12 protein-coding genes are annotated in these 13,259 nt (G+C 73.6%); 8 read left to right on the plus strand and 4 right to left on the minus strand.

The genetic code is table 11. The features are described 5' to 3' along the window. Positions 1-91: 91 nt before the first annotated feature. Positions 92-1,870, plus strand: a complete 1,779-nt coding sequence (locus IE172_RS04695; RefSeq protein WP_190095757.1) for a lytic transglycosylase domain-containing protein — start codon at positions 92-94, stop codon at positions 1,868-1,870. A gap of 19 nt (positions 1,871-1,889) precedes the next feature. On the opposite strand, the gene IE172_RS04700 is transcribed toward IE172_RS04695, so the two are convergent. Next, entirely contained in the window at positions 1,890-4,502 is a 2,613-nt protein-coding gene (locus IE172_RS04700; protein ID WP_190095758.1) for an ATP-dependent RNA helicase, read from the minus strand. A 4-nt stretch (positions 4,503-4,506) separates the two neighbouring features. Then, on the minus strand, positions 4,507-5,319 hold the full coding sequence (locus IE172_RS04705; protein ID WP_190096014.1) for a class I SAM-dependent methyltransferase: 813 nt from the start codon (positions 5,317-5,319) through the stop codon (positions 4,507-4,509). A gap of 365 nt (positions 5,320-5,684) precedes the next feature. Between IE172_RS04705 and rpsA the strand changes: the two genes are divergently transcribed. The 4 genes from rpsA to IE172_RS04725 all read left to right on the plus strand — a co-directional run bounded on the left by rpsA (position 5,685) and on the right by IE172_RS04725 (position 9,529). Continuing rightward, on the plus strand, positions 5,685-7,178 hold the full coding sequence (gene rpsA / locus IE172_RS04710) for a 30S ribosomal protein S1 (RefSeq protein ID WP_190095759.1): 1,494 nt from the start codon (positions 5,685-5,687) through the stop codon (positions 7,176-7,178). 284 nt (positions 7,179-7,462) lie between these two features. After that, positions 7,463-8,401, plus strand: a complete 939-nt coding sequence (locus tag IE172_RS04715; RefSeq protein ID WP_190095760.1) for a PAC2 family protein — start codon at positions 7,463-7,465, stop codon at positions 8,399-8,401. 58 nt (positions 8,402-8,459) lie between these two features. After that, on the plus strand, positions 8,460-9,098 hold the full coding sequence (coaE, locus tag IE172_RS04720; protein ID WP_190095761.1) for a dephospho-CoA kinase: 639 nt from the start codon (positions 8,460-8,462) through the stop codon (positions 9,096-9,098). A 50-nt stretch (positions 9,099-9,148) separates the two neighbouring features. Beyond that, entirely contained in the window at positions 9,149-9,529 is a 381-nt protein-coding gene (locus IE172_RS04725; RefSeq protein WP_190095762.1) for a tetratricopeptide repeat protein, read from the plus strand. Between the two features lie 21 nt (positions 9,530-9,550). On the opposite strand, the gene IE172_RS04730 is transcribed toward IE172_RS04725, so the two are convergent. Next, positions 9,551-9,814 (minus strand): DUF6343 family protein, encoded by a 264-nt coding sequence (locus IE172_RS04730; protein WP_190095763.1) that lies wholly within the window; start codon positions 9,812-9,814, stop codon positions 9,551-9,553. Between the two features lie 158 nt (positions 9,815-9,972). Here IE172_RS04730 and IE172_RS04735 point away from each other — a divergent pair, with 158 nt between their 5' ends. Then, positions 9,973-10,665 carry a class I SAM-dependent methyltransferase gene (locus IE172_RS04735; protein ID WP_229885769.1) on the plus strand — a complete coding sequence of 231 codons (693 nt, stop codon included), beginning with the start codon at positions 9,973-9,975 and terminating at the stop codon, positions 10,663-10,665. A 106-nt stretch (positions 10,666-10,771) separates the two neighbouring features. Here the strand turns inward: IE172_RS04735 and IE172_RS04740 are convergent, their stop codons facing one another. Beyond that, positions 10,772-11,437: an RNA-binding S4 domain-containing protein gene (locus tag IE172_RS04740; RefSeq protein ID WP_190095765.1), complete on the minus strand. Its 666-nt coding sequence runs from the start codon at positions 11,435-11,437 to the stop codon at positions 10,772-10,774. Positions 11,438-11,526: 89 nt separating this feature from the next. On the opposite strand from IE172_RS04740, the gene IE172_RS04745 reads away from it, so the two are divergent. After that, positions 11,527-12,249, plus strand: a complete 723-nt coding sequence (locus IE172_RS04745) for a uracil-DNA glycosylase (protein WP_190095766.1) — start codon at positions 11,527-11,529, stop codon at positions 12,247-12,249. Between the two features lie 32 nt (positions 12,250-12,281). Then, a complete protein-coding gene (gene pip / locus IE172_RS04750) occupies positions 12,282-13,259 on the plus strand; it encodes a prolyl aminopeptidase (protein ID WP_190095767.1) in 978 nt (325 codons plus the stop codon).

A 13,259-nucleotide genomic window follows, 5' to 3' on the forward strand; every position in this document is an offset into this window, starting at 1 on the left:
CAACCGGCCCGGCGGGCAGGAACGTCACAACAGGGCGGACACGGCACACACGTCGACGGGCGCCACGGCGTCCACGGGAGGGGTTCACTCTATGGCGGCGCAATTCGGCAGGAGGCTGTGCAAGGGAGCCGCGACCACCGCCGTGGCCGCGGCAGCGGTGGCAGCCCTGTCCGCGTCCCAGGCTCCGGGCGTCACGGTCGACGGCCAGGGCAGACAGACCACCTCCGGCACCGCACCGTCGCCCGGGGAGACCGCCGACGGCGGCAGCGCGACCGGCAACTCGCCGTACTACACGGACCTGCCGCCCCTCAACAGCCCCAACCCCTCCCCGACCAGCGGCACCGGCACGGTCGACCCATCAGCGGCCGAGGCCGGCATACCCGCGACCGTCCTCGACGCCTACAAGCAGGCCGAGGCGGCGCTGCGCGAGAAGAAGCCCGGCTGCAACCTGCCCTGGCAACTCCTCGCCGCCATCGGCAAGGTGGAGTCGGGCCAGGCACGCGGCGGACGCGTCGACGCCGACGGCACCACCCTCTCGCCCATCCTCGGGCCCCAGCTCGACGGCAACGGCTTCGCCCTCATCAAGGACACCGACGACGGCGCCTACGACGGCAACAGCACCTACGACCAGGCCGTCGGCCCCATGCAGTTCATCCCCTCCACCTGGAAGTGGGCGGGCCGCGACGGCAACGCGGACGGTCGTAAGGACCCCAACAACATCTACGACGCGGCCCTCGCCGCCGGGCACTACCTGTGCCGCTTCGACTGGGACCTGTCCGACCGCCGCGACCTGAGGAAGGCGATCCTCAGCTACAACAACTCGACGGACTACCTGAACACCGTCCTGTCGTGGCTGGAGTACTACCGCAAGGGCACCCACGAGATCCCGGACGGTTCCGGCGCGCTGCCCGGGGACCGCAGCGACAACGGGACGACGGTACGGCCCTCCTCGCCGGTCTCGGCCACCCCGCCGGCGCCCAGGCCCACGCCCACCCCCAAGCCCACCCCGCCGCCCGGCAAGCCGGGCGGCGCCGGCCCGGGCCCGAAGCCGACCGACCCGGGCAGCCCGACCACCCCGCCGCCGGCCACCACCCCGCCGACCCCCACCGACACGGTGGACCACCTGGAGGCCGCGGGTACCGTGACGCTCACCGCGATGGCGGGCGACACCTTCGACACGAGGGCCGCCGCCCGGGCGGAGACGGACGCCGGCGAGGCGGTGGCCAAGGTACGGATCCGCTTCACCGTCCAGGGCGACACCGACACCACGTTCACCGGCGGCGAGAGCGTGGCCACCGTGGTCACCAACGCGTCCGGCGTCGCCGTGGCACCCGCGCTGCAGGCCGGTGAGAAGACCGGCGCGTTCGCCGTCCGTGCCGTCGTGGTGGGCCGCGACATCCCGGGCGTCGCGTACAAGGCGAACGTCACCGAACGCGCCGCCGACACCCTCGTCCGCACCGGCGACGCGGCCCTCACGTGCACCCCCGGCGGCGAGTTCGCCGAGGTCGGGCTGAAGGCCACCTACGGCGGCGCCGCCGCCGGCAAGGTCGCCGCCACCGCCACGCTCGTCACGTCCGCCGACGACCCGGCCGTGAACGACAAGGGCCCCTACTTCAAGGACGCCGACGGCAAGGCGGTCCGCTCGCTGAAGGGCCTCAAGACCGACGCGGACGGTCTGCTGACGCTGCCGCGGCTGTACGCGGACGACACCACCGGCACGTTCCTGCTCCGCGTCACCACCGCGGGCGGAGCGACCCTCACGGTCGAACTGACCGTGGCGGCCGCCGAGAACGGGAACGAGACCGGGACCGGCGCCGGGACCGGGTCCGAGGCACCGTCCCCGGCCCCGTCGACCGGACCCGACGCCTGACGGCACGCCGGCGCACGGCTCAGCGCCGGAGCCGTGCGCTCGTGTGCCGGGTCGGTTCGGCGGCGGCCGGGTCCTCGGGCCACGGGTGCTTGGGGTACCGGCCGCGCAGTTCGGCCCGTACGCCCCTGTAGCCGTCGCGCCAGAAGGACGCGAGGTCGGCGGTCACGGCGGCGGGACGCCCGGCCGGGGACAGCAGGTGCACCAGCAGCGGCACCCCGGCCACCCGGGGCGACTCCTGGAGCCCGAACATCTCCTGGAGCTTCACGGCGAGCACCGGCCGCTCCGGGTCCGCGTAGTCGACCCGGACCGCGGACCCACTGGGCACGGTGATCCGCTCGGGCGCCAGCTCGTCGAGCCGCGCCGCCTCACCGGAGGCCCACGGCAGCAGCCGGCCCAGCGCCTGAGCGGCGTCGATCCGGGCGAGGTCGGCCCGCCGCCGGGCACGGCTCAGCTCCGGCTCCAGCCACTCCTCCACCCGCGCGTACAGCGCCTCGTCGGACACGTCGGGCCACGGTGCGCCGAGCCGGCCGTGCAGGAAGGCCAGCCGCTGCCGCAGTACGGTCGCCCCGGCGGGCCGGCGCAACAGGGCGAAGCCCTCCCGCCGCAGCCCCTCCAGCAGCGCGCCGCGCACGAGGGAGGGGTCGGCGCCGGTGTGCGGCCGTACGGTCAGCTCCACCGCTCCGAGCCGCTCGACCTCCCGCGCGACGACGTCCCCGTCGGCCCAGTGGACCTCCTCCCGGCGCTCCAGCAGCGCGGCCGCCGCGTACCGGGCGATCCCCTCGTCGACGACCGCCCCGAGCGTCACGCGCGCGTGCCCGCGCCCCACCGGCCGGTCGGCCACGGCCACGGCGACCCACTCCGCGCCCCGCACCCCTGACCCGGCCCCCGGCTCGGCCCGGGTCCCGCCCGCCATCAGATACGAACCGCCGTCCGAGCGGGCCACCCGCTCGGGGAACGCGAGCGCCGCCACCAGCCCGACCCGCGCGTCCTCCCCGCCGGCCCCCGAGGCGAGCGGACCACCGCCGGACACCCGCACGGTGCCGGACGGCCCAGGAGCGGACGTGTCCCCGGCCGCACCGGCCCCTCCAGCCGCTCCTGTCCTGCCGTCCCCACGGGTTCCGCCGGTGTCCTCGGGCACGAGCCCCCGCAGCCGGCGGACCTCCGTACGCCACCGGCCGGCATACGCGTCGCCCCCGCGGCGCGCGGTGCGCAGGGCGCCCGCCAGGTCGTCCCCGTACTCGCGCGGCGGCTCCTCACCGATCAGGGCGACCACCTCGGCGGCGAGACCGGGACCCACCACCGGCGCCGCGTCCAGCAGGGCACGCCCCAGCCGGGGGTGCAGCCCCAGCCGCGACAGCCGCGCACCGCGCGCCGTGGCACGGCCGTCCGCGCCCACCGCGCCGATCGCCGTCAGCGTGGACCGGGCCGCCGCCATCGCGCCCGCGGGCGGGGCGTCCAGCAGCGCCAGCCCCGAGGCGTCCGGATCGCCCCAGCAGGCCGCCTGGAGCGCGAACGCCGTCAGATCGGCCACCTTGATCTCGGGGGAGGGGAACCGCGGCAGCCGCGCGTCCTCCGCCTCCGCCCAGCAGCGGTACACCGCGCCCGGTGCCTCACGCCCGGCACGCCCCGCCCGCTGCCGCCCGGAGGCCCGCGAGGCCCGGACCGTCGTCAGCGCGCTCAGCCCCCGCGCGTGATCGACCCGCGGCTCGCGCGCGAGACCCGAGTCCACGACCACCCGCACCCCCGGCACCGTCAGCGACGACTCCGCCACCGCCGTCGCCAGCACCACACGGCGCCGCTCCCCGCCGGTCAGCACCGCGTCCTGCACGGCCGCCGGCGCCCGCCCGTGCACCTGGAGCACCTCGACACCGTCCAGGCCGCCCAGCAGCCCGGCCACCCGGGCGATCTCACCGACCCCCGGCAGGAACACCAGCACGTCCCCGTCCCGCTCGGCCAGCGCCCGCCGCACCACCGACGCCACGTGCGTCAGCAGGGCCGGATCGACCCGCATGCCGTGCGGCGGCCGCACCGCGCCCGCGGGAGGCGCCCAGACGACCTCCACCGGGTACGCCGCACCGCGCGCCTCGACCACCGGCGCACCGCCCAGCAGCCCGGCCCAGCCCTCCGCGTCCGTCGTCGCCGACGCGGCCACCAGCCGCAGCTCCGGGCGGAGCGTCCCGCGCACGTCCCACAGGAACGCCGCCGCCGTGTCCGCGTCCAGATGCCGCTCGTGGCACTCGTCGAGCACCACCACGTCCACCCCGGCCAGTTCCTGATCGCGCTGGAGGCGCTGCAGGAGCACACCGGTCGTGACGACCTCCACCCGCGTGCGCGGTCCCACCGCCCGCTCCCCGCGCACGGTGAAACCGACCTGCCCGCCGACCCGCTCGCCCAGCAGCCACGCCATCCGCCGGGCCGCCGCGCGGGCGGCGATCCGCCGCGGCTCGGCCACCACCACCCGCCGCGCGGGACCCGCCCCGAGCAGTCCCGCCAGCGCCAACGGCACCAGCGTCGTCTTACCGGTCCCGGGCGGCGCCACGAGCACCGCCGTGCCGTGCGCGTCGAGCGCGTCGGTCAGCCCGGGCAGCGCCTCGCGTACGGGAAGGGTGTCCAGGGCGTCGTGACGGATCACGCGCTCAGTCCCGCACGCACACGAAGATCGCCGTCCCCGGGATCAGGTTGCCGCGCAGCGGGGACCAGCCGCCCCACTCGGAGGTGTTCCAGGCCGGCCACTGCGGCTCCACCAGATCCACCAGCCGGAACCCCGAGGCGACGACGTCCCGCACCCGGTCCCCGATCGTCCGGTGGTGCTCGACGTACACCGCGCGGCCGTCCTCGTCCTGCTCCACGTACGGAGTGCGGTCGAAGTACGACGCCGACACGCTCAGCCCCTCGGGGCCCGGCTCGTCCGGGAACGCCCAGCGGATCGGGTGCGTCACCGAGAACACCAGCCGGCCGCCCGGCCGCAGCACCCGGCGCACCTCGCGCAGCACCAGCCGCGGCTCGGCGACGAAGGGCAGCGCCCCGTACGCCGAGCAGGCCAGGTCGAAGGAGCCGTCGGCGAACGGCAGCGCGCCCGCGTCGGCGCACACCAGCGGGAACGGCCCGCCGATCCGCAGCGCGTGCTGCAACTGCCGGTGCGAGATGTCCAGCGCCACCGGACGCGCCCCCTGGGCGGCCAGCCAGCGCGAGCACTGCGCCGCGCCGGCGCCCAGCTCCAGGACGTCGCGCCCCTTCAGCTCCTCCGGCGGACCGAGCAGCTCCGCCTCCACCTCGTCCAGACCCTCGGGACCCCACACGAAGCGGTCGTCACCGAGGAACGTGCCGTGCTCGGTCTGGTACTCGTCGGCGTTGCGGTCCCACCAGCCCCGGTTGGCGCGTGAGCTCTCCGTGACACCGGCCTCCCGCCGGGTCGCCTCCGGTTCGGGCGCTACGGACTCTTGGATGATCGGCTCCCTCGTCGTACTCTTCCGTCCAGCCGGACTCCGGTGTGTCGCAGAAGCGGATTCCCAGCCCCTGCGTGGCCTCGGATGACGGGACTTGTGCCGGTTATGCGGCGATCCGCCCCGGGTGGGCGGCTTCGCGCATTGACCCTGCCCGGCTGCCCCCGTATGCTACAAGTTGCGCTGCGAGCCTGCGCGCCTCAGACGTAGCAGGCTGCGCTCGCATCTGTTGTATGTCCCCTCGGTTCTCGAGGCGCCGACGCCAGTATCTGGTGGAGCGCTTCCTTGGCTGTCCGGCTTCGGCAGAGCGAAACGGGCTCCGGCGTAGCAGTACCTACGACTTCAATGTCCGTACCGGAGCCCTTTCCCACATGACGAGCAGCACCGAGACCACCGCCACCACCCCGCAGGTAGCGGTCAACGACATCGGTAACGAGGAAGCATTCCTCGCCGCGATCGACGAGACGATCAAGTACTTCAACGACGGCGACATCGTCGACGGCGTCATCGTGAAGGTCGACCGGGACGAGGTCCTGCTCGACATCGGTTACAAGACCGAAGGTGTCATTCCGAGCCGAGAGCTCTCGATCAAGCACGACGTCGACCCCAACGAGGTCGTCGCCGTCGGTGACGAGATCGAGGCCCTTGTTCTCCAGAAGGAGGACAAGGAAGGCCGCCTGATCCTCTCGAAGAAGCGCGCCCAGTACGAGCGTGCCTGGGGCACCATCGAGAAGATCAAGGAAGAGGACGGCATCGTCACCGGTACCGTCATCGAGGTCGTCAAGGGTGGTCTCATCCTCGACATCGGCCTCCGCGGCTTCCTTCCGGCCTCCCTGGTCGAGATGCGCCGTGTCCGCGACCTCCAGCCCTACGTGGGCAAGGAGCTCGAGGCGAAGATCATCGAGCTGGACAAGAACCGCAACAACGTGGTCCTGTCCCGCCGTGCCTGGCTGGAGCAGACCCAGTCCGAGGTCCGCCAGACGTTCCTCACCACCCTCCAGAAGGGTCAGGTCCGTTCCGGCGTCGTCTCCTCGATCGTCAACTTCGGTGCCTTCGTGGACCTGGGTGGCGTCGACGGTCTGGTCCACGTCTCCGAGCTGTCCTGGAAGCACATCGACCACCCGTCCGAGGTTGTCGAGGTCGGCCAGGAAGTCACCGTCGAGGTCCTCGACGTCGACATGGACCGCGAGCGCGTCTCCCTGTCGCTGAAGGCGACCCAGGAAGACCCGTGGCAGCAGTTCGCCCGCACCCACCAGATCGGCCAGGTCGTGCCCGGCAAGGTCACGAAGCTGGTTCCGTTCGGTGCGTTCGTCCGCGTGGACGAGGGCATCGAGGGTCTGGTCCACATCTCCGAGCTGGCCGAGCGCCACGTGGAGATCCCGGAGCAGGTCGTCCAGGTCAACGACGAGATCTTCGTCAAGGTCATCGACATCGACCTCGAGCGCCGTCGCATCAGCCTCTCGCTGAAGCAGGCCAACGAGGCCTTCGGTGCCGACCCGTCGTCGGTCGAGTTCGACCCGACCCTGTACGGCATGGCCGCGTCCTACGACGACCAGGGCAACTACATCTACCCCGAGGGCTTCGACCCCGAGACCAACGACTGGCTCGAGGGCTACGAGACCCAGCGCGAGGCGTGGGAGACCCAGTACGCCGAGGCGCAGTCCCGCTTCGAGCAGCACCAGGCGCAGGTCATCAAGTCCCGCGAGGCGGACGAGAAGGCCGCTGCCGAGGGTGGCGAGGCTGCCGCTCCGGCCGCGTCCGGCGGCGGTTCGTACTCCTCCGAGGGTGGCGACCAGTCCGGCGCGCTCGCCTCGGACGAGGCTCTCGCCGCCCTGCGCGAGAAGCTGGCGGGCGGCCAGAGCTGAACGCTCCCCGCTGACGCCTAGCCGTTGACTGAGGGGCCGTACCCACCCGGGTACGGCCCCTCAGTGCTACCCGCACACCCACCCCCTGGGGGCGCGGGGAACTGCGCGACCAACCCCCACCGACCCGCGGCTGCCCACCCACCCCCCAGGGGCGCGGGGAACTGCGCGACCAACCCCCACCGGCCGCAGCCCCTCCACCACCCCCCGGAGGGAACCGCACGGCTCGGGAATGCCTGTGTCGCCCGACACGTTGTCCCGTACGGACACAAGGAGGAGCGGTCACTGTGCTTGATCCGCAGGATTTGTACGCATGGGAGCCGAAGGGGCTCGGCGTCGTCGACATGGCGCTGGCCCAGGAGTCGGCCGGACTAGTCATGCTCTACCACTTCGACGGATACATCGACGCGGGAGAGACCGGGGACCAGATCGTCGACCGGCTCCTCGACTCGCTGCCCCACCAGCTCGTCGCCCGCTTCGACCACGACCGGCTCATCGACTACCGCGCCCGGCGCCCCCTGCTGACCTTCACCCGTGACCGCTGGAGCGACTACGAGGTGCCCGCACTCGAGGTGCGCCTCGTCCAGGACGCCACCGGAGCGCCCTTCCTGCTGCTGTCCGGTCCGGAGCCGGACGTCGAGTGGGAGCGCTTCGCGGCGGCCGTCCGGCAGATCGTGGAGCGCCTCGGCGTCCGCCTGTCGGTGAACTTCCACGGCATCCCCATGGGCGTCCCGCACACCCGCCCCGTCGGCATCACCCCGCACGGCAACCGCACCGACCTCGTCCCGGTGACCAGCAGCGTCTTCGACGAGGCGCAGGTGCCCGGCAGTGCCGAGGCCCTCGTCGAGTACCGGCTGATGCAGGCCGGCCACGACGTCCTGGGCGTCGCCACCCACGTGCCGCACTACATCGCCCGTTCCGCGTACCCGGACGCGGCGCTGACCGCCCTGGAGACGATCACGGCCGCCACCGGGCTCGTGCTGCCCGGCGTCGCGCACTCGCTGCGCACCGCCGCCCACCGCACCCAGACCGAGATCGACCGCCAGATCCGCGAGGGCGACGAGGAACTGACCGCCCTCGTCCAGGGGCTCGAGCACCAGTACGACGCAGCCGCCGGCGCCGAGACCCGGGGCAACATGCTCGCGGAGCCGGCGGAGATCCCGTCGGCGGACGAGATCGGCCGCGAGTTCGAACGCTTCCTCGCGGAGCGGGAGGGCGAGAGCTGACATCCCCCGGCCCGGCCCGGCGCACGCCGGCCCGGGCTGTGGACCTAGGCTGCTGTCCATGCTGACAGTGGGCCTGACCGGTGGTATCGGCGCCGGCAAGAGTGAGGTGTCGCGGCTGCTCGTCGAGTGCGGGGCCGTGCTCATCGACGCGGACCGCATCGCGCGCGAGGTCGTCGAGCCCGGCACGCCCGGTCTGGCGGCGGTCGTGGACGCCTTCGGCGAGGACGTGCTGGCCGCCGACGGGCGCCTCGACCGGCCCCGGCTCGGCTCGATCGTCTTCGCCGACGCGGAGAAGCTGGCCGTGCTCAACTCCATCGTCCACCCCCTGGTGGGCGCCCGCTCCCGCGAGCTGGAGGAGGCCGCCGCCGAGGACGCCGTCGTCGTGCACGACGTCCCGTTGCTCACGGAGAACGGTCTCGCGCCCCTCTACGACCTGGTGATCGTCGTCGACGCGAGCCCCGCCACCCAGCTCGAGCGGCTCGTGGGCCGGCGCGGCATGAGCGAGGACGACGCACGCGCGCGGATGGCCGCCCAGGCGACCCGTGAGCAGCGCCGGGCCGTCGCCGACATCGTCATCGACAACGACGTCCCGCTCGACGAACTCGCCGAACGCGTCAAGGACGTGTGGTCCGAGCTCGTCCGCCGGTCGCGGGCATCCCGCCCGGAGCGGCCGCAGCCTCCGGAACAGCCGGAATAGAGGCCCCCGGGCGAGGCGTTGAACCCCATCAGCGAGGGAAGGATGCCGCCGTGCCCGAGACCAGTGGTTCGACCGGACGTACGCCGGAGACGCATGTCATCGACTTCCGTGCCGCCGAGCATCTCCTCGCCTCACGGGATCCGCGGGGCGCGGTGAAGCTGCTGGACGGCGTGATCGACGTCCACCCCGAGAACACCGCCGCGCGCCTGCTGCGGGCCCGTGCCTTCTTCGCCGCGGCTCAGCTGCGCCCCGCCGAGCTGGAGTTCTCCCTCGTCCTTGAGCGCGAGCCCGACAACGCCTACGCCCACTTCGCGCTCGCCCGCACCTACCAGCGGCAGAACCGTCCCCACCCGGCCAAGCGCCACTTCCGGCTGGCGGCCGCCCTGGACCCCAACCCGGAGTACCTGAGGGCGGCCCGCTTCGACGCGTGACGGCGGTGTGCCGCCTGCGCGCTACCGCCGCCCGGCCGGCGGTTCGTACGGAGGGACGTCGCGCCCCGGCTGGTAGTGCGATCCCTGACGGATGTGCCGGACGACGAGGACCAGGTCGACCGTGACGAGCAGCCACAGCGCCGCGCAGGCCACCGCCCAGCCGGGGTATCCCGCGAGCGCGAAGGCCACCGTCCCGGCGACCGTCCAGACCTCGCCCCACACACTGAGCCAGAACCGCATCCGCAGAGCACTGCGCGCGGTCACCGGCTCACTGCCCGTCCGCATCGTCCTCACCGCCGCTCACGCCCGAATCCGGTCCGCGACCTTCGTTCCTGTCCCCTCCGGGTCCCCGGAACCGGCCGTTGCTCACACGTTCGAGTGAACCCGCGACGGACAGGAACGGACGTGCGAGCACGGGCCGTTGGACGGACATGGAGCTGAGAATGCGTGAGGGGTACGAGGGGACGGGGCCCGGGGCGATCACCCCGGACGGCTGCGCGGTGGAGCTCTACTCGCGGCTGCCCGTCGGGGACGAGCCGGACATCATCGCCGCCGCGGTGAAGCCGGGGGCGCGGGTACTGGAGCTGGGCAGCGGCGTGGGACGGATGACGCACGCGCTGCTGGAGCGTGGCTTCGAGGTGACGGCGGTCGACGAGTCGCCGGAGATGCTGGAGCGCGTGCGCGGGGCACGGACGATATGCGGCCGCATCGAGGAAGTCGACGTCGGGGAGACGTTCGACGTGGTACTGCTCGCGTCCTTCCTGGTTCACGCGGGAGACGTCGAGGTGCGCCGGGGCATCCTGCGCACCTGCGTACGGCATCTGGCGAAGGGCGGATGCGTGCTCATCCAGCGGGAGGGCGAGGACTACCACACCGACGTGCCGCGCGAGCGGGTCGACCCGGCGGGCTTCACCGTGCGGATCGTGTCGGTGGAACCGGTCGGCGACGGGGTCGACTCGGTGCACGCGGAGTACGTGTTCCCGGACGCGGTCTGGACGCAGACGTTCCGGTCCCGTCCTCTCGACAGGGAGCAGTTCGAGGAGGCACTGGGGGAGGAGGGCCTGGGAGTCGACCGGTACCTGACGGCCGACGGGATGTGGGTGCGGGCGGTGAGAGCAGACCCCGGACAGCGATGAGGTCACGCGCGGGAGACGCCCTGCCTCCCTCACCGCACGGAGTGTGGCCCTTCACCGGGCCCGTGCGGCCACACGGCTGCCGGCCGCGCGGCGACGGCTGCCAGGGTCAGCCGCGCCGGGAGCCGCCGGGGCCTTGGCGGCGGGAGGTGCGGCCGGGCTCGGCGCCCCTGCCGCCTGCCGCACGTCGGTCGGTGGTCCTTCCGCGGCGGCCGGCGTCACCGGGCGCGGCACCCGGGTCAGGGGGCCCGGGCATCCCACCGGGCACGCCCGGCCCGCCCAGGCCGCGCAGGCGTTCCATCTCGCGCCGGTCGCGCTTGGTCGGGCGACCGGTACCGCGGTCGCGGATGCCGGCCGGAGCGACGGCGTCGCGGGGCGGAGGCGGCGGCGAGTTGTCGACATAGCACTGGACTGCCACCGGGGCGCCCACCCGCTTGCGGATCAGCCGTGTGACGACGACGATCCGCTCCCGGGTCTCCACCCGCAGACGCACCTCGTCACCGACACGGACGGAGTGGGAGGGCTTCACCCGCTCGCCGTTCACCCGGACGTGCCCGCCCCGGCAGGCGGCGGCGCCCATGGAGCGCGTCTTGACCAGCCGCACGGACCAGATCCAGCTGTCGATCCGCACGGATTCGCCGCTCGGCGGGCCGGCCGCCTCGGCGGCCGCCACCACCGCGGCGATCCGCGGGTCGGCGGGCGCGGGCGCCGCCTCACCCGGGCCGGGCGTGTCCGCCCCGGCCGTCCTGTCGTGCTCCGCACCCTCGCTCACCATGTTCCCGACCTTAGCCCGATCGCCCCGCGGACCGTACGGGGATTTCCCCCCGGGGATCTCCCCCTGTCCCGAACGCCTACCGTGGAGTCATGGACCGCAGCGCCCTCTCCCGGCTCGACCGGCGCATCGCCGGCTGCCGTGCCTGCCCCCGGCTGGTCGACTGGCGTGAGGAGGTCGCCCGTACCAAGCGGGCGGCGTTCGCGGACTGGACGTACTGGGGCAGGCCGGTCCCCGGGTTCGGGCCGCCGGACGCCCGGCTGCTGATCGTCGGCCTGGCCCCCGCGGCACACGGCGGGAACCGCACGGGACGGATGTTCACCGGGGACCGTTCCGGGGACGTGCTGTGCCGGGCGCTCCACGACGTGGGGCTCGCCTCCCGGCCGACGGCCACCCACGCCGACGACGGACTGGAGCTGTACGGGGTGCGTGTCACCTCACCCGTGCACTGCGCCCCGCCCGCCAACAAGCCCACGCCCGGGGAGCGGGACGCGTGCCGGCCCTGGCTCGTTCAGGAACTGCACCTGCTGCGGCCGACGCTCCGGGCCGCGCTCGTCCTCGGTGCCTTCGGCTGGCAGGCGGCGCTGCCCGCGTTCGCCGAGGCCGGCTGGGCCGTGCCCCGGCCCCGGCCCGCCTTCGCGCACGGCGCCCGCACCACCCTGGACGCGGCCGACGGCCCCGGTCTGCACCTCTTCGGCTGCTTCCACGTCAGCCAGCGCAACACCTTCACCGGCCGGCTCACCCCCGAGATGCTCAGGGACGTCCTGCGCACGGCGGCCGACGCGGCGGGACTGCACACCGGGAAAAGGGGATGAGCGCCACCGGCCGGCACCGATAGCCTGCGCCGATGGCCAGATACCCGGAGATCGAACCGTACGACCACGGCATGCTCGACGTCGGTGACGGCAACCACGTCTACTGGGAGACCAGCGGGAACCCGCAGGGCAAGCCCGCGCTGGTGCTGCACGGCGGCCCGGGCTCCTCGGCCGGCCCGAACCTGCGGCGCTATTTCGACCCGGCCGCCTACCGCATCGTCCTGCTCGACCAGCGCGGCGCCGGGCGGTCGCTGCCCCCGGCGAGCGATCCCGCCACCGACATGAGCGTCAACACGACCGCGCACCTCATGGCGGACCTGGAGCGGCTCCGCGCCCACCTGGGCATCGAGCGGTGGCTGGTGTGGGGCGTGTCGTGGGGGTCGGCCCTCGGACTGCGGTACGCGCAGACCCACCCCGGGGTCGTGTCCGAACTCGTCCTGACCGGGGTGGCCACCGGCTCGAACGCCGAAGTGGCCCTGCTGACCAGGGGACTCGGCACGGTCTTCCCCGAGGCGCACGAGCGTTTCCTCGCCGGGCTGCCCGCCGACGAGCGCGACGGCAACCTGGCCGCCGCCTACAACAGGCTGCTGGAGTCACCCGATCCGGAGGTCAGGGAGCGGGCCGCGCTGGCCTGGACCGACTGGGAGACGGCGACGATCCCCGCCCCGCCGGGCTCGGTCGAACGCTTCCGGGACCCGGTGTACCGCCTGGGCTTCGCCCGCACCGTCACCCACTACTGGGGCAACGACCACTTCCTCGGTGACGGCGAAGGACGGGACAACGACGACGGTGTCGTCCTGCGCGACGCCCACCTGCTGAAGGGAATCCCCGGCACCCTCGTCCAGGGCAGCCTCGACTTCGGCAACCTCCTCGGCATCGTCTGGCGGCTCCACCACGCCTGGCCGGGCAGCGAGCTGGTGATCGTCGACGACGGCGGCCACGACACCGGCACGGCCGGTGACGACGCCCTCCTCGCCGCGACGGACCGCTACGCCCGCCGCCGCGGCTGA

The organism is Streptomyces griseoflavus, from assembly GCF_014649995.1.
Classification (GTDB): domain Bacteria; phylum Actinomycetota; class Actinomycetes; order Streptomycetales; family Streptomycetaceae; genus Streptomyces; species Streptomyces griseoflavus.

What these genes read in the sequence shown, in the direction of transcription:
- IE172_RS04745 (WP_190095766.1), top strand. Translation starts at nt 11,527, where the DNA reads ATGGACCGCAGCGCCCTCTCCCGGCTCGACCGGCGCATCGCCGGCTGC.
- IE172_RS04740 (WP_190095765.1), bottom strand. Translation starts at nt 11,437, where the DNA reads ATGGTGAGCGAGGGTGCGGAGCACGACAGGACGGCCGGGGCGGACACG.
- coaE (WP_190095761.1), top strand. Translation starts at nt 8,460, where the DNA reads ATGCTGACAGTGGGCCTGACCGGTGGTATCGGCGCCGGCAAGAGTGAG.
- pip (WP_190095767.1), top strand. Translation starts at nt 12,282, where the DNA reads ATGGCCAGATACCCGGAGATCGAACCGTACGACCACGGCATGCTCGAC.
- rpsA (WP_190095759.1), top strand. Translation starts at nt 5,685, where the DNA reads ATGACGAGCAGCACCGAGACCACCGCCACCACCCCGCAGGTAGCGGTC.
- IE172_RS04730 (WP_190095763.1), bottom strand. Translation starts at nt 9,814, where the DNA reads ATGCGGACGGGCAGTGAGCCGGTGACCGCGCGCAGTGCTCTGCGGATG.
- IE172_RS04695 (WP_190095757.1), top strand. Translation starts at nt 92, where the DNA reads ATGGCGGCGCAATTCGGCAGGAGGCTGTGCAAGGGAGCCGCGACCACC.
- IE172_RS04735 (WP_229885769.1), top strand. Translation starts at nt 9,973, where the DNA reads ATGCGTGAGGGGTACGAGGGGACGGGGCCCGGGGCGATCACCCCGGAC.